Raw genomic sequence first — 18,373 nt, forward strand, 5'->3', positions numbered from 1 at the left:
CCTCGAGCTACACAGTGCGGGCGGGCAACCTCCGCGGCGCGCGAGGCTGGCCCGTGAGGACTATCCCCAGCCGCGGTCGATCACGCATCGTGCGTTAGAGCCAGAACGAACTGACCATTGAGAGTTCTGTCGACAGGCATGCTCCTGGTCGCAGGCTTCTGATGCGGGCGCTCGTGTGCGACTGCATGCGTCCAGCAGCGACACCTTCACACTTCCTGTGGACGACATGGAGCGCGTGTCCGACGATGCGCTCGTGGCCTCGGGACGACGTTTGTGGAGCAGCGCCGGGTCACGTTCGCATGGAGCTATGCGCCTTGAGTGGAAGCCGCGCTCAAAGTTGAGGCAGCAGGGATGGTTCGGCATCCGATTCACACGCGCAGCAGTTCCAGGCTCCGAAGTTCACACTGACGGTCTTGATCGTCTGACGGCTACGCCCGCATCACTTACTACCAGCCGCCTCCGCCAATGCGTGCCGGGTTGGTGCTCCTGAGCCGGCAGCGAACGACGAGCCACTTCAAGCGTGTCGACTTTAACGAAAAGACAAAGGAGTCAACATGGCAGGCGGCGGCGTAGCCGGTCACGGCGCATCAGCTGGCGAAACGAAGCTTCCACCCCTCACTCCGGGCCCATATCGGAGGCGCCTCGGATTCGTCGCACTGGTTGCGACTTTTGGCGGTCTGCTCTTCGGCTACGACACGAGCGTGATCAACGGCGCTGGTGGTTTCATGGCGAGGCCAGATCAATTGGACCTCTCCCCGCTGGGCCTGGGCGTCGCGGCGTCTGCGCTCGTGTATGCGGCCGTGATCGGCGCCTTCACCGGCGGACGCATCTCTGACGCCTGGGGGCGCAAGCGGACCATCGCGGTGCTGGCGGTCATGTTCATCATCGGCGTGGCCGTCGTGAGCATCGCGCCGAGCCTTGCCGTTGTCGTCGTCGGTCGGGTCGTACTGGGCCTCGCCGTGGGTGCGGCCGCGGTCGTGGTGCCGGTGTTCCTGGCCGAGCTCGCTCCCTACGAGATCCGCGGCTCGCTCGCCGGCCGCAACGAGATGATGATCGTCACCGGCCAACTGGTGGCCATCATCATGAACGCGATCATCGGCAACGTCTGGGGCGATCAGTATCCCTGGGTCTGGCGCATCATGTTCGCGCTGGCAGCAATCCCAGCGATCCTGCTCCTCCTCGGCGTGTCCCGGATGCCGGAGTCCCCGCGCTGGCTCGCCGACAAGGGCCGCGACGACGAGGCACTCGAGATCCTCGAGAGCATGCGCCCCCCGGGTCGCGCCAAGCCGGAGCTCGACGACATCATCCACACGAGGGAAATCGAGAAGCAGCGCGTCTCCGAAGATATCGGCAAGATCTTCCACAACAAGAACCTGGTGAGGATCATCCTGGTCGGCTGCGGGATCGGCTTCTTCCAGCAGACGACCGGCATCAACTCGATCCTGTACTACGGCTCGGACGTGCTCGAAGAGGCCGGATTCGGTACCGGTGGCGCGCTCATCGCGAACATCGCCCCGGCAGCGATCTCGGTGATCACCGCGCTCATCGCGCTGCAGATGATGGACCGCGTCAGCCGCCGCAAGACGTTCTTGGTGGGTTACGCCCTCGTTGCCTTCTCACACGTGTTGATTGGCACGGCCGACGTGGTACTGCCCGACGGCGGCGCGGCCAAGCCGTACGTCCTGCTGATCCTGATCGTGTTCTTCGTCGGCTCGATGCAGCTCTTCCTGAACATCGCCACCTGGGTGACGCTCTCGGAGATCTTCCCGCAGAAGATCCGCGCCTTCGGCATGGGCCTGGCAGTCGCCGTCCTGTGGATGACCAACGGGTTCCTCACGCTCTTCTTCCCGACGATCATCGCCGCGATCGGGATCTCCGGTTCCTTCTTCGCCTTCGCGGCACTGAACGTCATTGCGTTCTTCTTCTTCCTGAAGAACGTTCCCGAGACCAAGGGCCACACGCTCGAGGAACTGGAGGAGCACGTCACCGACGGCTCCATCTTCCACTCCATCGGCAGAAAGTAGACGTCGGGCCAGGCACGTCGGACGAGCCCGGCTGTTCACGGTCCAGTCGCAGATCATGGAGGAAGTCAGACGTACGCAGGCCGCCGGTCGACCCATGAGGGTTCACCGGCGGCCTGCGTGCTGTCGTAAGCCGGCGTCGCCACCCGGCCCTACTCGTCAGGCGCGCGATGAGGGGTGCGACAGCGCTCCGTAGTGGCGGCTGAGTATCGAGCCGACGGTGGCGAAGGACGACTCAGCGACGGTCTCGAGACGGCGCAGGGCGCGCCGCAGCATCTCGGTCATGGTTCCTGCTCCTTGTTCGGCGAAGGGGTACGAGAGATACTTTACGGGTCGATCAGGAATCAAGAAGGTTGCCCTCATCACTGCAACACGCGAACGTCAAGCTGACACCCAGCCGACGACGCGAACTGGCGGCCCACGTCATGGCCACCGCGGGTTGCTACGTCCGAGCGCGAAGCGAGTTGTCAGGACGCCGAGATCCCTCGCGCCAGATCCACTTGAGAGGCTCGGTGTCCCGAGGACGCAGCCGGAGCTTCTTCGAAGCGCGCTGTTGCGGTGGCCGCCTTCGCCGTGGACCTGCTGGGCCGGATGTCCCCACACGACGACCGGCCTCTCCCTGCACCGGCCACGCTCGTCGACCCCCTGACCGAGCGCGAGCAGGTCGTCCTGCGCTACCTCGCGAGCACCCTGTCCAACTCCGAGATCGCCGCGCAGCTGTACCTGTCGGTGAACACCGTGAAAACTCATCAGCGCATGATCTACCGCAAACTCGGCGCCGCCGGTCGACGCGACGCCGTCCGGCGGGCCAAGCAGCTCCGGCTCCTCTGAACAGCGTCGCGCTCGCGAGGGCATGCCCCGGTCTGCGCTCCCGGCAGGTTCGGCAAGACCACGCTTCGGAACCGCAGAGCCCTCTAGCCAACTTTCGTTCACCCCGGCGCGCCCAGCTCCCGCTCCTGTCTCTGCTGGTCGAACTGCCGCGCCGTGTGGTCCTGGACGGCCCGTGATGTCTCGGATGCTGCGCTTGATGCCCGCCGGGACGCGGCCGCCCGTCGGCGTGAACGCCGCCGGTGTGAGGGCGTGGCGTCAGGCCTCCACCGGGTAAGTGCTGAATGCTGTGGGTCCGCTGCCCACCCGCCGAGCCCTTCGAAGAGGAGATGGCGTGAAACCGCAACGCCGCGCTCGTGCAATTGCCATGACGGACGACGAGGTCGACGCGTTCCTCGCCGAACAGCGCACTTGTCGCGTCGCGACGGTCGCTCTGACCGGGCCGCATGTAACTCCGCTGTGGTTCGCCTGGCATGCGGGCTTCTTGTGGCTGACCTCGATCACCCGCAGCCAGCGCTGGGCGGATCTCCAGCGCGACCCGCGCATCGCGGTCGTCGTCGACACCGGCGAGACGTACGGCGAGCTGCGCGGGGTGGAACTGCGGGGACGCGCCGAGGTGGTCGGCGAGGTGCCGCGCACGGGCGAACCGCATCCGGAACTCGAGGCCGTCGAGCAGGTGTTCGCCGACCGGTACACCGGCGGGGTTGTGGATCGCGACGGCCGTCACGCGTGGCTGCGGCTCAAACCCGAGAAGATCGTCAGTTGGGACTTCCGCAAGCTACCCATGGACCGGCGGTAGCCCAAGGCAAACTGGAAAGGAGGAGAAACGCTCAACGGGTGGTTGTCGTGGATCCCGCAGACCGAAAGATCGCTCGACGGCTCGACGCCATGGGCAGATTCGGTCGAGCGTGTGCACAGTCCGGCAGGTGTCCTGCTGCCGAGGTCATGTCGGAGGACGGCGACCGACTGCAGTGCCAGGGCCGGCCGCGGGCCGCGCATATACACATATGCATTCGGTAATTCGATCTCTTCGTCCCGAACGTGGACGCGGGCTGTTGGCCGGTGATGCCTGGTGTCGTCGTGTGCCGGTTGAGCTGCGTGTTCCTGCTCGTGCGTCTCAGGGCGTGACGGGCGCTCGCAGGTGGTCCGCTCCGGGTTTGCTCCGCCGAACCGACCCGGGCTCGCGTGGCATCCCGTCGACCTGGCGCAGCCCGACCGCGCGTCGGCCCGGGGGCAGCCCTCAACTCAGCCGCCGGCCGAGCTCGGGCAGCTCTGCCTCCGGGACGACGTGTGGTAGCCCTCGGGGAGGTCGTCGGGGTGCCACGCTCCCGACCATCCCGGAGACCTGCCCGCCCGGCGAGGGCCTGTCGTTGGTTGTGACTCATTCACGCATCCATGAGGGACATCGCCGTATCTCGATGGGCAGACACTCCACCGACCTGCTCAACCACGTTGAACCGAAACGCATCCGCGCTTCCGACGTACCTGCAGCAATCAGCGTCGGTCCGTTCTGGCAAGCTTCGCCGGACCGGACTGCCACCCGCCGTCTGTTGCTGTTCGGGGCTGTCCTGACGAACAATTGACCACCAACGTCTCGATACTCTGGTGCAGACCGCCGCAGCGCCATCACTTGCTCAAGAAGTATTACCGACATTCCCGACGGAGTGTGATCCCGCAGTGAAGCTAGGATTGCGCAGTCTATGTCGATCTCACCCCGCTCCTGCAGCGCGGTGATCCGAACGCTACGGTGGGACGCCACTACTCTCGGCCGTCAAAGGAGTCGAAGTGAGCCTGCTCGAAACTGTTGTGAAGACACTGATTTCACTTGCTGCGAAGCCGGCAATTGATCGGTTGAAGCGCCAGGAGGAAGTAGTGGCACTACTTAAGAAGTTCAAGCTGGCGCCTGATATGCCGCCGTCAAACTTTGAAGGTGTGTACACGTATGCACTTATTGAGTACTGTTATGGCATGCCCGAACCGATCATCAATTTCTTTCGGAACGAGTATATTCAGTCAGCCTTCCGCAGGTCGTTTGAAACCGGCGATACAACTTATCTGAATAGGGAGGCGGATGAGATCTTTAGATGGAACGATGAGACAGGTGCGTTAGGTCGACTTGATTACGACTTCCGTCGCGACCTTGCAGGCTTCACGGCGATGTTTGATGCGGTCGTTGATCGGACCCGTAGCCCGGCGACTGTTCGCTCAGAACGGAAGATTGAGCAGTACGGCAAGAGTCTCCACATCGTTCTCTCGGAGTTGAAACAGCAGATTAATGAGACTCGTGCCGTCTCAGATGTTCAGAGGCTCACTCCAGACCCGCCTACTGGTAATGCTGCTGCTCTTGAAGCTCTTCGTAAAGAAGTGCGCGAGTGGTTTAAGGCGATTGGGTATCGGTTTGAGACCTACGAGTTAAGCACAGAGTTACAGTTTACGTGGATCATAAATGTACCTGCGCGACGCCGATATGATCGAATAATAGTACGAGGAGTTGCCGGAGAGGCAACGGCGGAAGACGTTGACGAGCTAGCTACCCTGGTTCGGACTAAATCGGCCGACGAGGGTTGGCTAGTCGTTCCGCGTCGAATCAGTGCGGCAGCCGCAAGCATGGTTATCGGCACCGGAAATCGAGTTGCTTGCTATACGCTCGACTCGTTAATTGATCAAGACGCTGACTTCGATCCCTACTTGCAGTGGCTCGAGAGCGAAGTTCAGCGGCGGGGAATCGATACTCGATATGTGCAGGTGGGGTGCAAGAAGGATGAAGTAGATCCGGCCGGAGTAGTCCGACATCAGAGTACCTATCTTTCCGGTGACGGCGGGTTGGAACACTACGTTGAAACATGGCTAGCGGATTCAACCATGGAACACTTGTCCGTGCTTGGAGAGTTTGGCACAGGAAAGACGTGGTTCTGTATTCACTTCGCTTGGACACGTGCCCAACAGTACCGACAGGCCAAGAAGCGCGGGCTTCCGCGACCGCGACTACCATTGCTCGTGCCGCTCAGAGATTATGCGAAGGCCGTATCGATTGAATCGTTATTCTCCGAGTTTTTCTTCCGCAAGCACGAGGTCAACCTCCCGGGTTATTCGGCGTTCGAATACCTGAACCGGACAGGCCGACTCTTACTGATCTTCGATGGCTTCGATGAGATGGCCGATCGAGTAGATCGACAAGCAAGAATTAACAACTTTTGGGAGCTCGCTCGTGCTGTCACAGATAATGCTAAGGTTCTACTGACGTGTCGGACAGAACACTTTCCGGAAGCAGCTGAGAGTCGAGACCTTTTGAGCGCCCGCCTCAGGGCATCCACGCAGAATCTGACAGGCGAGCCACCCCAGTTTGAGGTCGTGGACATCCTGCCTTTTGACGATGTTCAGGTACGGGAACTTTTAAAGCACTTAACTGATGATACTACTATAGACACAATCATGGCGAACTCCGATCTGCTGGATCTCATGCGCAGGCCGGTAATGAGTGAGCTCGTGTTAGACGCCCTGCCCGAGATATCTGCAGGGGGCGCCGTCGATATTGCTCGTATTTACCTGTACGCTGTACGGCGCAAAATAACCCGGGATATTCACGCCGAGCGCACCTTTACTTCGACGCGAGACAAGGTTTACTTCCTTTCGGAGTTGTCATGGGAAATGCTGTCGACGGCGAGCATGAGTATCAATTATCGAGAGTTCCCGGAACGAATCCGCGCATGTTTCGGCGATGCTGTCCGCGAAGAGCGTGATCTGGATCACTGGCATCACGATATGATGGGTCAGTCACTGCTAATTCGGAATAGCCAAGGCGATTACAGTCCAGCGCATAAATCGCTGCTAGAGTTTTTTGTTGCGTACAAGTTTGCAGCAGAGCTCGGTGTTATGAACTCGGATTTCATTGGGCTTATCGCTTGCGAAGATGGTAGTTCTGCAGACAATGGAGCAGGGGTTCAATGGAGTGTACTGGGAAAGTTGCCAAACAGTAATAAACATGGCGTTGATTCGGTTAGCGAGTTTGCTGTCGAACCTATGGCTGCATTGGTTAGCTCAATCGGCTCAGCCCAACTTTCTCCGGCGGTACTTGAGCTACTTCTGCCGATGATTGATACAAAGGTGGCCGAGACTAGGCTGGCCGACATCATCCGCAACACGCGTGGCAGGACTTCCGAGGAAACGGGTTTCGTTGGTGGCAACTGTGCATCGATACTCGCGAGAATTGATGCGAGATCGTTGTGTGGCCAGGATCTGTCGGGCACCAGCCTTCGTGGCGCGAGACTTGATTTATTCGGGAAGGGAGAGGTCGACATGACCGCAACGAACTTGGCCGGTGCTGATCTCTCCGATACAGACTTTGAAAATGTAATCTTCACCGGAGCCGACCTCTCGCTGGCGAAACTTACGAATAGTCGATACTTCGGGTTGAATAGCAGCGGCTTTGACAGTGTCCTCGTTCAGCCTAGTACGGGTGCCATCTACGCTTCTACCGTTGGAGGCTCCATCGTTTCTTGGGTCTCCTCGTCTCGCATTGGTGTCGACGATCCAAGGGTAGTGCATACCGCTTCTGGGCATCTGCGTGAATTCGAAATGGTGGGAGCGAAATGGTTGATTGCGTCAACACAGGATGGGCAGTTTTACTTCTACGACACGGTGACCGGCGCGCTCATCGAGAAGGTAGTGGATGCAGACGGTGTTACGGGAGTCGATCAGAGCAATATTGAAGGCTTTGCGGTTTCTTATCGCGGCGATCGAACGCTTGAGGAAATTCACATACATGACTTTGCGGGCCGAAGACTTGGCAACGTCGAGACAGGCAACAGGTGGCGGCTCGGCTACTACAGTTCGAGGCTCGGCAAGACGTTCTTCCTTGATTACGCTGGCGTTATTCATGCTTTAGAGCTAGGCGATGGCGACACTAGGCTGCTCGAAATGGGGAGAATTGATTTCACCGAGCTCGTTGCACATGAAGATGTCCCCTTCGGTGACCCCATTGAGTTCCTGCGTGTCACGTACTCCGGCGAGCTCCTATGGGCCGTGACGTCGACTAATAAAGTCGTCGCCTACGACCTGACTGGCGAACGTGTTGCAGTGGTGCTATTCCCGGAGGACGAGACTGACCTTGCGCTTAGTGTCGGACCATTTACGCAAATTAAGAATTGGGTGTTTGCGGACAAGTCTTCGGGAATTGGCACTCTCGTAACGGCGCGCAAGCTGGTAGCTTTCCAAATTTCGGATGGGCAGTATCTCTGGGCAGCGGACAACGTGGCGAAAAGTACGTCGATGGCAGTTGTTGACGCGGGCAGTCGATGCGTGGTGGTGGATGCTTTCGGCGGCATCGAGGTTCGATCCGCTCGCGACGGTTCGATCGAGCGCGTAGTGTGCGTAAACGAGCGGTTTCGGGATGCGAAGCTGGCGAGCGTTGTAGGCGTTCCCGACATCGTCCTAATGCGTCTAGGTGTGGCAGGCGCCATTACTCTGTGAGGCGTCCGTCCTGTCCAGCGATTAAATCGTGCTGCGTTACTCAATACGCGAGTCTATTGGCGTGCTGAATGCATGGACGACGGCGATAGGCGTTGGTTTACATGCGGCCAGCGTCGGCTCGGCACGCAGTAGGCGGCAGTGTGCACGCGCGGGGACCGGCCGGCAGGCCGCACGCCCCGCGCGTGCACTTGCGGCTGCATGGGACACGGCGCCGCGCGGCGCCCGGAGGGCGCCGCCTTGAACAAATAGGGAAAGTCTGAACACGCAGGTCGCGTCAGGCAGGTCGCGGCAGACAAGGTCGCGGCAGCTTGCAGCCCCCGGTTGTAGGTGGTGATCTCCTCGCGGCGCGGGCTCGTCCCTGCCGGGTCGGGTACCAGGGCGCAGGGCACGCTTTCCCGCCTTGCGCCCTGGTGGCCGGTCTGGTTGTCCTCGTGGCGTGGCGGGAGGAGATCACCACCGATAGTGCCCTCCCCCGATCTCTAATGGGTGCCGGGTGCGGGCGGAGCCCGCGCAGTTGCTGTTGTCGGGTGTGCAGCGGCTCAGAGCGTGAGCGCAGCCGATTCAGACACGCTCCTTGAGGGGGCGATCCGCCCCATGGTCTGACTCTGGCTGTGGGGCGGTGAGCTTGCCGAGGAGCGGACGCAGTACGTCGACGAGGGCGTCCGGGTGCGAAGCCTGGGGAACGTGCACCCCGGGCGTCTCGATGAAGGGCGCTCCGAGCCGGCTCGCGGCCCACTGGGACGCCTCGTAGAACCAGTGGAGTTCCCCGGCAGGGTCGCGGTTGCCCACACCGGCAGCCGTGACACATGGCACCCGTACCGCACCGAGCTGGTCGGGCGTGGGCAGGTAGGACACCACCGCTTCCAGCTCCAGGCCGAAGAAGGCCTCACCGTTGCCGAGCATCCGATCACGAAGGTCCGGGTCGAACGACTCGAAGACCTCGTTCCCGACGACGAAGCGCAGGAAGCGCTCCATCGCCGTCCGAGGCCCGCCCTCCTCCATGCCCTCAGAAATGATCTGCCCCAGCGTGGCATTGAACTGCTCTCCGCCTGCCGTGACCTGCCAGAAGGGAGGCTCATGCAGGATCGCTCCCCGCAGGACTTCGGGGTGACGGAGCAGGATGCTTGTCACGATGCTCGCGCCGGAGCTGTTCCCGTACGCGACGACGGGTGCGAGATCGAGGGCTCTGAGCAGTTCGGCCGCGTCGTCGGCCTGCTCGTCGATCGGAGCCGCCGTCCAGTTCTGCGGTCGAGGGCTACGCGAATTCGCGCGACGATCATAGGTCAGCACCGTGAACGTGTCTGACAACGCGTCTGCGACGGCTGTCCAGTGCCCGGCATCGCCGCTCGCACCGGAAACGAACATCACCGACGGACCGTTCCCGCGCAGCTCGTAGTAGAGGGTGGTGTGATTGACGTCGACCAATGTCATGTCGAGCCTCCGCTCCGACATGTCCGTGTTCAGGGACGGACGCACGACGAGGGTGACGCGTATGGCAGCGCCCGGAAAGCTCCAAACGGTCTGATTTTTACTCGGTGTCCGATTGGGTCGATTGGATGAGTGCGATGCGGCGTGCTTCGGACCTGATCGTGAACTCGACGAGGCAGTCCGAGCACTGAAGGCCCAGATACGCAGCCATTGACCGGGTCGACCAGAGCGCTGAACCCCGCGACACCAACTCCAGGGTCGGGCTGATCAGCGCCTCGATCTTGGGCTGAACACTGTGTCTGCAAACGCGCAGTCGGCGGAGATGGCTACGAGGGCCGGCGGTCGACTGTCAGGGGGCGACGAGGTGGACGCCGTCGTGTGCTCGGGAGGCTGCGCCGTCGGCGAGGGCGTCGAGTACGCGGATGGCGAAGGCTGGGGTCATGCAGGTGGTGATGTCGTCGGGAGTGAGCCAGCCGACGCGCTGGGACTCGTCGGTGGGTGTGGCTTCGCCGCCGACGGGGTGGCAGCGGAAGACGAGGGCGACGACTCCGCGGGTGAGGTTCTTGTAGGCGCCGGTGAGGCGTTCGACCTCGACGGCGACGCCGGTCTCTTCGGCGACTTCGCGGCGGACGCCGTCTTCGAAGGTTTCGTCGAGTTCGAGGATGCCGCCGGGTGGTTCCCACCGGCCGGTGTCGCGGCGCTGGATGGCCAGGATGCGGCCGTCCTGGCGCACCACGATGCCAGCGACGCTGACGGAGTGGTGCGGGTTGTCGGTCATCTCAGATGCCTCGCAGTCACTTGGGGCAGCTAGAGTATCGCTTGACTGGACGACTGGAGGAGTTCGCGTGCAGCTCGGGACGGTGGACCGCCGCGACGATCGGCCGCCGTTCCGGCAGATCGCAGACCAACTGCGGGCAGCGATCGAGCGAGGCGAGCTGCGCCCCGGCGACCGTCTCCCGTCGGAAGCCACGCTGATCCAGCACTACGGCGTGGCACGGATGACGGTCCGGCAGGCGATCCAGGAGCTACGTACAGAGGGTCGTGTGGTCGCCGAGCACGGCCGCGGGGTGTTCGTCCAGCAGCCGGCACCGGTTCGCCGACTTGCCTCTGATCGGTTCCTCCGTCGGCATCGCGACGCGGGTCAAGCAGCCTTCCTCGCCGAGGCCGACAAGTCCGGCGTGCGGCCGCGGGTCGACCAGATCGAGGTCACCAAGACGGCGCCGCCAGCGGATGTGCGCGAGCGGCTGCGCCTGGCCGACGACGAGCCGGTCGTCGTGCGATCCCGCCGCTACCTGGCTGACGATCGACCGGTGGAGACCGCCGTGTCCTATCTGCCGTTGCGCATCGCAGACGGCACAGCGATCACTGAGGTGAACACCGGGCCCGGCGGGATCTACGCACGCCTGGAGGAAGCAGGCCATGAACTGGGCCACTTCGTCGAGGAGGTCACCGCCCGCATGCCGACCACCGACGAACGTCGCCGGCTCGAGCTTGCCGACGGTGTTCCGGTACTTGTCGTCGTGCGCACCGCCTTCGACACCGGTGGGCAGCCGCTGGAGGTCTGCGACACCGTCAAGGCCGCTCCCGCATACGTGTTGGAGTACGACATCCCTGCCCGCTGAGGCCGCCTCACCGCCCCTCTTGCCGACTCATCTAGACGTGTTGTAGCGTAGCGCTACTCACCTAGACGTGTAGGTGAGTGGTTGCCGAGGAGGAGCGATGCGAGATCTGCCGGTGATGCTGAGTGGTTACAGGTGCACAGTGGTCGACCCGCCGTGCCCGAAGACCCGCGACGACGGTGCGGGAGGTCAGCTGGTGGTGACCGACCGGAACGGGGTGACGCAGTTCGTGGTGTCGCTGTTCGTCAAGCAGCGGGTCCCCGCAGGTGAGCGGGCGCCGAAGGGCGAGGAGATCAAGGTGACCCTGGCGACGGATCCCGGGCCGGGGTTCGACGAGGACACCCGTGTGGAGCTGGTGGATCCGCGGATCAGCCCCTATCAGATCGACTCCCCGGACGGTCGGTCGATCTCCGGGCTGGCGTTCAAGGCCGTCGGGCTCAAGCCCGCCACACCGGCCCCGCTTCCCGCTGCTCCCTCGGTCAGCGCATTCGGATCCTCGGGGTCGTCGGCGAAGGGTGGTGAGGACAAGTGAGCGAGCAGCCGGTGTGGGTGACCGTGAGTGCACACCTGCGGGCGGCCACCCCGGTCACGGTCCGGCTCCACCCCGAGGACGCGCGGGGCGGTGGTGCTCGTGGGTGACAACAGCGGCTGGCCGCGGGTCGACCTCTACCTGAGTCGCCCGGTCCTGTCCGCGTTCCGCGACACCCTCACCATCGCGCTGGCGGAGCTCGACAACGCCATCCGGCCACTCACAGATTCCACGAACATCAACACGAGCACTGCCGGCACTGACGGCTCGTACGGGTCCGAGACCGTGCGCGACTCGGCCGCCTGACGGCCGCTCGACCGGCCTGACCGGTCGTACTTCTCGGGCGAATCCGCCCACATCGATTTAGCAGTCATAGCCGCGGAATGCGGGTCGGGGTGGAGCCATGCCGAAAACAGGAGGCGGATCGGCGTGAACTGCGAGGAATGCAACGGATCCGGGGCGTGCGATCCGTGCGACGGATACGGCTTCTACCCGGACTCCTATCCAGGCGCGGGAGACGGACCGGAGTGCGAGATCTGCGAGTCGTCCGGGTGCTGCCCGGACTGCCACGGCACCGGAACACAGAAGTCCATCAAGCAGGAGTCGGTAATCGAGCAGGGATCGGATGTGAGCGTGGGATGACCACCACCACCGCCACTACGAGGGCAAGCAGCAGCAAGACGAAGACGACGGGAAGGGGCCGGCAGCCAGCGGCCGGGGTCGGGCGGCTGGTCCGCCGTCTGGAGCGGGAGCGCCGGACCTGGACCCGCCAGCCGGGCCACAACGGGCCGATGGTGCCGACCGAGCAGGCGTGGCGGGCCGGGGTTTCCGAGGGGCTGCGGCTGGCGCAGACCGCGATCCGCAGGGGGGTCTGAGCCGATGACCACGCCGTTGGACAGGACTCGGTACCGGCCGCGGGGCCCCATCAACCGCCGCGCCCTGCGCAAGTACGCCGAGTTCTGGATGGCGTTGCAGGCCGTCGGCGACGCCCTCGGCCAGGCCGAGAAGCTCGCCGCCAAGATCACCGACGCCCAACCCGCGAAGGCCAGCAACGGCCGCGGCGGCCGGCGGTCCTGGTCGGTGGCCACACCGGAGGAGATGCGGGCGGCGGCGAAGAAGGCGCACGGCTCGCTGCGAGTCATCGCCACCTCCGCCAAACGCTGGGAAGCCGACCTCGTCTCCCGCGACTGGCGGGCCTGACCGTGGCCGCCACCACCGTTGACCGGACTGTCGAGGACCTCGACCGGGCCATGCGCAGCCTGCGCCGGGCGATGCGCGGCATCCCGCTCCGGGCGGGGAGTTTCCGTACCACCCACCACAACCTCGCCCGCGACGTCGCCTTCCTCATGGTGCAGATCGACTCCGCCCGTGGCGCCCTTCGCGACAAATAGCAGGTCGGTTCCCGCGGTACCGGCACTCGCAGTTCGCACGACCAGGGCCGGTCGCGCATTCCGGTGAGCAATCTTCGGGATGCGCGACCGAGTCCTCACACGCCCACCCTTCCTCCTAGCACGAGGTGAGTCAGTGATGAGCAGAAATAGTGCGGTTCTGGTCCGCGGCAACTCGGCGCGGGCGTCGACCCGGCGGACCGGCGGCGAGTTCCGGGCTACGGCGTGGCTGCTCCGCCACCCCCTCTTCGCGTTCGTGCCCGCCCTGGTCGTCCTCGCTGTGCGGCAGTGGGGCGCTCCGGCCGTCAGCTACGGCTTCGCCGGCCTGGCCGCGGTGCTGGTGATCTGGTGGCGGGCGCACCCCGCATCTTTCGACCGGTGGGCCGCACCCCGGCTCCGATCGGCCCGGCGGCGGTGGACGGTCTACCGCGGCCGGCGCTGGCAGCGGGTGCTCGACGACTGCGAACTGACCCGCGAGAACCGGCGTACCGGCCAGACCCTCTGCCCGCGGGTGCTGCGGGTCCGCTCGGTCACCCCGTCGATCGACACCCTGACCGTGCGGATGGTCCGCGGCCAGGACCTGCAAGCGTGGACCGACCACACCCCGGCCCTCGCCGACGCCCTCCGCGCCGAACGCGTCGCCGTGTCCCGGCGCCGGCCCAGTGTGCTGACGGTGATCGTGGAGCGGCGCAACCCGTTCCCGCACGCCATCGACGCCACCCCCATCCCCGAGTCGGCCGCCGACGTCAACCTCTGCCGCCTGGATGTCGGGGACAACGAGTACGGCGGCCCGTTCCTGCTGAACCTGCGCGGCAAGCGCCTGCTCGTCGTCGGCGCCTCGGGTGCGGGCAAGTCGAGCCTGTTATGGAACCCGCTACGGGCGGCAGGGCCGATGATCCGCGAAGGCCTGCTCCGCGTCTGGATGATCGATTTGAAGGGCGGCACCGAGACCGACCGCGGACAGGCCCTCTTCCACCGCTGGGCCACCACCCTCGACGACGCGATCGACCTCCTGACCGACTTCCGCGACTCCATGGTCGAGCGCCAAGCATGGATGCGCGCCGAGAAGGTCCGCCGCTGCGAAATCGGTGTCGACACGCCGTACGAGCTGTTGATGATCGACGAGCTGGCCATGCTCACCGCCTACGGCGACCGGTCGGCTGTGCGCGAAGCACTCCGCCTGCTTGCCGAGGTCCTCACCCAAGGCCGGGCGTCCGACCACGGGGTCGCCGGTTACGTGCAGGAACCCACCAAAGACGTCGTCGACGTCCGGGAACTGTTCGACACCCGCATCTGCCTCGGCGTCACCGCCGCCTCCCACGTCGACATGGCCCTCGGCGACGGCGCGAGGGACCGCGGAGCCCTCGCCGACGAGATCCCCGGAGACCCCGACCACGCCGGCATCGGATTCGTCATCGACACCGGCTCCCGCCTGCCCGTCCGGTTCCGCGCCGGGTGGGTCACCGACACCGACATCGACGACCTCACCACCCGCTGCGCCCCCAACCAGGCGAGCCGCGATGACAACGGCCCGGACGAGGGCGACGTCCTGCCCTTCCCCGGCACCACCCACTCCGCCAACGGCACGAGCACCAGTAAGGAGGGCGTGTCGTGATCACCGACCCCGGCCGACGCCACGACCACATCACCGCCGTCGTCCTCGCCGCACTCGTCGGGCTCGCCGGCATCGGCGCGCAGCTCCGAGCCGTGCTCCTCGCCACCGGTCACCCCGTCCTGACCGGGCTGGCCCTGGCCACGCTCGCCCTCGTGCCCGTCGCCGCCCGCCACGCCGCCCGGGCCATTCGGGAACGTCGAGAGAACGCCGCTGACGCCCTCGCCGCAGCGGCATGGCGTGCCCGTCACATGCCCGACCACCACCGGACGGAGGTGGCGTGATGTGGGCCGTCACCGGCTGGGCGATCGCTACCTGGCTACGCGTCACCCTCGCCCTGGTCGCCGCCGTCGCGGTCGGCTGGCTCGCGCTCGGCACGCACTCCGGCGCCTTCTGGCTCATCTGCGCCGCCGCCACCGCCGGTGAGCTCTACCTGTCCCGCCAGCTGCTCCGGGAGTGGAACGACGAAGCCGGACTCCGCTGGTGGTGGACCCGATGACCCACTCTCTCCGACGACCGGCCGCCGTCGACCTGCCCGTCGTCGACCAGCTCGGCGCCCGCCTGCGCGCCCCCGACTACCAGCAATGGCGCGCCCAGGTCCAAGCCACCGGCGGCTGCGCCGCCCCCATCCACCTCACCGGCTCCACCCAGATCCTCGACCGCGACGGCGCAGTCCTCGTCGAACGTGCCGGCACCGTCCTGGCTCCGTGCGGGAACCGCCGTGCCGCGCTCTGCCCCGCCTGCTCCGACCGCTACGCCGCCGACGCCTACCACCTCCTGCGCGCCGGCCTAGCCGGAGACGAATCGAAAGGTGTCCCGGACACCGTCACTGAGCACCCCCGTGCGTTCCTCACCCTGACCGCCCCCTCGTTCGGGCACGTCCACACCCGCACGGTGACCCGTCGCGGGCACGTCGTCCCCTGCCGCTGCGGCGAGCGGCACCACCCGGCCGACCCCCGCATTGCCACCCCCGTCGACCCCGACAGCTACGACTACGACGGGGCCGTGCTCTGGCAGGCCCACGCCGGAGCCTTATGGGCCCGGTTCACCACCACCGTGCGCCGCGCCCTCGCCGCTGCCCTCGGGATCGGGGCTCGCGAGTTCGGGCAGCACGCCCGGCTGTCGTACGCCAAGGTCGCCGAATACCAGCGCCGCGGGCTCGTCCACTTCCACGCCGTCATCCGCCTCGACGGAACCGGCGGGCCCGCCGATCCGCCCCCCTCGGGCCTGACCCACGAAGTAATGCGGACGGCGATCACCTCGGCCGCACGGGCCGCCCAACTCATCACCACCCGGCAGAACGCCGCCCCGCTTGTCCTCGGCTGGGGCGCCCAGCTCGACCTGCGGCCCGTCACCCCCACCGCGGCCCGACACCTCGAGGACGAGACCGGGCAGATCACCGACGCCGCGTTGGCCGGCTACATCGCCAAGTACGCCACCAAAAGCACCGGAGCCGTAGACGGCGGCGAAGGTGCCGACCGCCCGATCCGCGACGGCGAACACATCGCCCACCTCGACGTCTCCCCGCACCACCGCCGCATGATCAATACGGCCTGGCAGCTCGGCGGCCTCGTCGAGTATGCAGACCTGAACCTGCGGCGCTGGGCGCACATGCTCGGCTTCCGCGGCCACTTCATGACCAAGAGCCGCTCGTACTCGGTCACCTTCACCGCCATCCGCTCCGAACGCCGCACCTGGCGCCTCCGCACCGACCTCGACCAGCTCGCCCGCGAGACCGACGACCCAGGTCACGCCCTCGCCGACCTCGACACCATCACCGTGATCAACGACTGGCGTGTCGTCCACATCGGCCACCACGACCACGCCGAACGCGAACTCGCGCTCGCTATCGCCGCACGCCAGTGCACACAGGGACGCACCACTCGGATCACTCGGAGGGCAGCCGCATGAACAGGCAGACAACGGATCAGCTTCCGGCGCTGCTGACGGTCCCGCGAGCGGCGGAGCTGCTCGGCATCAGCCGGGCCTCGGCCTACCGCTACGCCGCATCGGGGGAGCTTCCGGTGCGACGCCTCGGCGGCCGGGTGTACGTCGTCACCGCGCGCCTGCTCGCCATGATCGAGGAGACGGCGGCGGCATGAGCAGGCGCGCGCAACCCACGAAGGGCATCACGGTCCACCAGCGCGGTTCCCGCTGGTACTACCGCCTGGACCTCGAAGCGGACCCGCTGACCGGCAAACGCCAGCGGGAGAACCGCGGCGGGTTCGAGTCGGAGGCCGACGCCTGGACTGCCGCGATGGCGTCCAAACAACGACACGGCGGCGGTCGTCATATCCGGACCACCCGACGCACCGTGCGGGCGTTCCTCCTGGAATGGCAGGCTGCGGTAGGCGACTCGGTCAAGCCGTCGACCGGGCAGAACTATGCCGACTACATCCGCGCCTACGTCGACCCGATCATCGGCGACCGGCGGCTGCAGGACATCACCGTTCCGGTGCTGAACCTGTTCTATCGACGCCTGCTCACCGAGGGCCGGGTGAAGACAGACCGCAACTCCGCGATGTTCGCCTACTGGTCGGAGCACCGGGCCGAACGCGACGGGCTCGGGCCGACGCCCGCCCAGCTCGTCACGGCCTGCGGGGTGAGCATCCACGCGGCGCGGGCAGCGGTGCTGCGGTTTCGACGGGGCCGGGAGCCGGTCGACGCCGGAGCCGGGCTGGCACCCAAGACGGTCAAGAACGTTCACCGGATGCTGCACCGTGCCTTCTCCGATGCGGTGGCGTGGGAGTACCTGATTGCTAACCCGGCTGAGCACGCCAGCCTCCCCCGCGAGCAACGGCGCACCTCGCGCACCCGACCAAAGCCGTGGACGGTCGACGAGCTGACAGCATGGCTACGACTCGCGCTCTCCGACCGGTTCGCCGCGATGTGGCTGCTCGCCGCGACCACGGGCATGCGCCGCTCCGAGCTGGCCGGCGTGGACCGGGAGCTGCTCGACCTGGACGCGCGCACGCTGGCTATCGAGGACACCCGGGTCGTGGTCGCTGGCTACACGGTCGAGTCCGACGGCAAGTCCAACGCCGGGATCCGGGTGATCTCCCTCGACGACTTCACGGTGGAGCTGCTGCGTGCCTACCTCGCCGGGCTCGGCGAGGAGCAGGAGGCGTTCGGTTCGGGGTACGACACGAGCCATCACAAGCTCCTGCGCTACCCGGACGGGCGCGCGCTGCACGCCGACACGATCACGCGCCGGTTTAACCGACTAGTGGACCTGGCCGGGGTTCGGCGCATCCGGCTGCACGACGTCCGGCACACCTACGCCACGCTCTCGTTGGACAGCGGCGTCCACGCGAAGATCGTCAGCGACCGGATTGGGCACGCCCACGAGGGGATCACCGTGGCGATCTACGGGCACCGCTCGACCGGTCATGACCGGGCCGCCGCGGAGCTGGTCGCCGGTTTGATCCGTCGGCGCCTCGACGACGCGCCGGAGGCCGGCTGACGGACCCCGCTGGTCA

At 65.4% G+C, this 18,373-nt stretch carries 19 protein-coding genes; 16 read left to right on the top strand and 3 right to left on the bottom strand.

The features are described from left to right. Positions 1-554 precede the first annotated feature (554 nt). Positions 555-2,024 (top strand): sugar porter family MFS transporter, encoded by a 1,470-nt coding sequence (locus tag RM445_RS19450; protein WP_311558124.1) that lies wholly within the window; start codon positions 555-557, stop codon positions 2,022-2,024. Between the two features lie 156 nt (positions 2,025-2,180). Here RM445_RS19450 and RM445_RS19455 read toward each other — a convergent pair whose 3' ends face one another. Beyond that, positions 2,181-2,306 carry a hypothetical protein gene (locus RM445_RS19455; RefSeq protein WP_311558126.1) on the bottom strand — a complete coding sequence of 42 codons (126 nt, stop codon included), beginning with the start codon at positions 2,304-2,306 and terminating at the stop codon, positions 2,181-2,183. 273 nt (positions 2,307-2,579) lie between these two features. Here RM445_RS19455 and RM445_RS19460 point away from each other — a divergent pair, with 273 nt between their 5' ends. The 3 genes from RM445_RS19460 to RM445_RS19470 all read left to right on the top strand — a co-directional run bounded on the left by RM445_RS19460 (position 2,580) and on the right by RM445_RS19470 (position 8,318). Continuing rightward, entirely contained in the window at positions 2,580-2,852 is a 273-nt protein-coding gene (locus RM445_RS19460) for a helix-turn-helix domain-containing protein (RefSeq protein WP_311558127.1), read from the top strand. Positions 2,853-3,216: 364 nt separating this feature from the next. Next, the gene (locus RM445_RS19465; protein ID WP_311558128.1) at positions 3,217-3,648 is read left to right on the top strand and encodes a pyridoxamine 5'-phosphate oxidase family protein; all 432 of its coding nucleotides are present in this window, start codon (positions 3,217-3,219) and stop codon (positions 3,646-3,648) included. Between the two features lie 986 nt (positions 3,649-4,634). Then, positions 4,635-8,318: an NACHT domain-containing protein gene (locus RM445_RS19470; RefSeq protein ID WP_311558130.1), complete on the top strand. Its 3,684-nt coding sequence runs from the start codon at positions 4,635-4,637 to the stop codon at positions 8,316-8,318. Positions 8,319-8,879: 561 nt separating this feature from the next. On the opposite strand, the gene RM445_RS19475 is transcribed toward RM445_RS19470, so the two are convergent. Together RM445_RS19475 and RM445_RS19480 are read right to left on the bottom strand one after the other, a co-directional pair. Beyond that, positions 8,880-9,749 (bottom strand): alpha/beta fold hydrolase, encoded by an 870-nt coding sequence (locus RM445_RS19475; protein ID WP_311558131.1) that lies wholly within the window; start codon positions 9,747-9,749, stop codon positions 8,880-8,882. A gap of 346 nt (positions 9,750-10,095) precedes the next feature. Next, positions 10,096-10,524 carry an NUDIX hydrolase gene (locus tag RM445_RS19480; protein WP_311558132.1) on the bottom strand — a complete coding sequence of 143 codons (429 nt, stop codon included), beginning with the start codon at positions 10,522-10,524 and terminating at the stop codon, positions 10,096-10,098. Between the two features lie 67 nt (positions 10,525-10,591). Here RM445_RS19480 and RM445_RS19485 point away from each other — a divergent pair, with 67 nt between their 5' ends. From RM445_RS19485 to RM445_RS19540, 12 genes are all read left to right on the top strand, one after another. Next, a complete protein-coding gene (locus RM445_RS19485; protein ID WP_311558134.1) occupies positions 10,592-11,368 on the top strand; it encodes a GntR family transcriptional regulator in 777 nt (258 codons plus the stop codon). 139 nt (positions 11,369-11,507) lie between these two features. Further along, positions 11,508-11,897: a hypothetical protein gene (locus tag RM445_RS19490; protein ID WP_311558135.1), complete on the top strand. Its 390-nt coding sequence runs from the start codon at positions 11,508-11,510 to the stop codon at positions 11,895-11,897. A gap of 99 nt (positions 11,898-11,996) precedes the next feature. Beyond that, complete coding sequence (locus tag RM445_RS19495; RefSeq protein ID WP_311558136.1) at positions 11,997-12,200, top strand: hypothetical protein; 204 nt, start codon at positions 11,997-11,999, stop codon at positions 12,198-12,200. A 332-nt stretch (positions 12,201-12,532) separates the two neighbouring features. Continuing rightward, positions 12,533-12,769 (top strand): hypothetical protein, encoded by a 237-nt coding sequence (locus RM445_RS19500; protein WP_311558138.1) that lies wholly within the window; start codon positions 12,533-12,535, stop codon positions 12,767-12,769. A gap of 4 nt (positions 12,770-12,773) precedes the next feature. Further along, positions 12,774-13,094 carry a hypothetical protein gene (locus RM445_RS19505; RefSeq protein ID WP_311558139.1) on the top strand — a complete coding sequence of 107 codons (321 nt, stop codon included), beginning with the start codon at positions 12,774-12,776 and terminating at the stop codon, positions 13,092-13,094. Between the two features lie 2 nt (positions 13,095-13,096). Next, entirely contained in the window at positions 13,097-13,285 is a 189-nt protein-coding gene (locus RM445_RS19510; RefSeq protein ID WP_311558140.1) for a hypothetical protein, read from the top strand. A gap of 136 nt (positions 13,286-13,421) precedes the next feature. After that, positions 13,422-14,897 (top strand): FtsK/SpoIIIE domain-containing protein, encoded by a 1,476-nt coding sequence (locus tag RM445_RS19515; protein WP_311558141.1) that lies wholly within the window; start codon positions 13,422-13,424, stop codon positions 14,895-14,897. Continuing rightward, complete coding sequence (locus RM445_RS19520) at positions 14,894-15,178, top strand: hypothetical protein (protein ID WP_311558142.1); 285 nt, start codon at positions 14,894-14,896, stop codon at positions 15,176-15,178. The genes RM445_RS19515 and RM445_RS19520 overlap by 4 nt, the downstream gene beginning before the upstream one ends. Further along, a complete protein-coding gene (locus RM445_RS19525) occupies positions 15,178-15,393 on the top strand; it encodes a hypothetical protein (RefSeq protein WP_311558143.1) in 216 nt (71 codons plus the stop codon). Before RM445_RS19520 ends, RM445_RS19525 begins: the two co-directional genes overlap by 1 nt. Next, complete coding sequence (locus RM445_RS19530) at positions 15,390-16,805, top strand: replication initiator (RefSeq protein ID WP_311558144.1); 1,416 nt, start codon at positions 15,390-15,392, stop codon at positions 16,803-16,805. Before RM445_RS19525 ends, RM445_RS19530 begins: the two co-directional genes overlap by 4 nt. Beyond that, positions 16,802-16,996, top strand: coding sequence for a helix-turn-helix domain-containing protein (locus RM445_RS19535; protein WP_311558146.1), 195 nt, complete (start codon positions 16,802-16,804; stop codon positions 16,994-16,996). The genes RM445_RS19530 and RM445_RS19535 overlap by 4 nt, the downstream gene beginning before the upstream one ends. Next, positions 16,993-18,357, top strand: a complete 1,365-nt coding sequence (locus RM445_RS19540) for a tyrosine-type recombinase/integrase (protein ID WP_311558148.1) — start codon at positions 16,993-16,995, stop codon at positions 18,355-18,357. Before RM445_RS19535 ends, RM445_RS19540 begins: the two co-directional genes overlap by 4 nt. The last annotated feature ends 16 nt before the right edge of the window (positions 18,358-18,373 follow it).

This window comes from Pseudonocardia charpentierae, assembly GCF_031845345.1.
In the GTDB taxonomy this organism is placed as follows: Bacteria; Actinomycetota; Actinomycetes; order Mycobacteriales; family Pseudonocardiaceae; genus Pseudonocardia; species Pseudonocardia charpentierae.

Coding starts and splice junctions, on each gene's coding strand:
- RM445_RS19455 (WP_311558126.1), bottom strand. CDS start 2,306: ATGACCGAGATGCTGCGGCGCGCCCTGCGCCGTCTCGAGACCGTCGCT.
- RM445_RS19515 (WP_311558141.1), top strand. CDS start 13,422: ATGAGCAGAAATAGTGCGGTTCTGGTCCGCGGCAACTCGGCGCGGGCG.
- RM445_RS19505 (WP_311558139.1), top strand. CDS start 12,774: ATGACCACGCCGTTGGACAGGACTCGGTACCGGCCGCGGGGCCCCATC.
- RM445_RS19530 (WP_311558144.1), top strand. CDS start 15,390: ATGACCCACTCTCTCCGACGACCGGCCGCCGTCGACCTGCCCGTCGTC.
- RM445_RS19480 (WP_311558132.1), bottom strand. CDS start 10,524: ATGACCGACAACCCGCACCACTCCGTCAGCGTCGCTGGCATCGTGGTG.
- RM445_RS19540 (WP_311558148.1), top strand. CDS start 16,993: ATGAGCAGGCGCGCGCAACCCACGAAGGGCATCACGGTCCACCAGCGC.
- RM445_RS19475 (WP_311558131.1), bottom strand. CDS start 9,749: ATGACATTGGTCGACGTCAATCACACCACCCTCTACTACGAGCTGCGC.
- RM445_RS19465 (WP_311558128.1), top strand. CDS start 3,217: ATGACGGACGACGAGGTCGACGCGTTCCTCGCCGAACAGCGCACTTGT.
- RM445_RS19500 (WP_311558138.1), top strand. CDS start 12,533: ATGACCACCACCACCGCCACTACGAGGGCAAGCAGCAGCAAGACGAAG.
- RM445_RS19535 (WP_311558146.1), top strand. CDS start 16,802: ATGAACAGGCAGACAACGGATCAGCTTCCGGCGCTGCTGACGGTCCCG.
- RM445_RS19525 (WP_311558143.1), top strand. CDS start 15,178: ATGTGGGCCGTCACCGGCTGGGCGATCGCTACCTGGCTACGCGTCACC.
- RM445_RS19450 (WP_311558124.1), top strand. CDS start 555: ATGGCAGGCGGCGGCGTAGCCGGTCACGGCGCATCAGCTGGCGAAACG.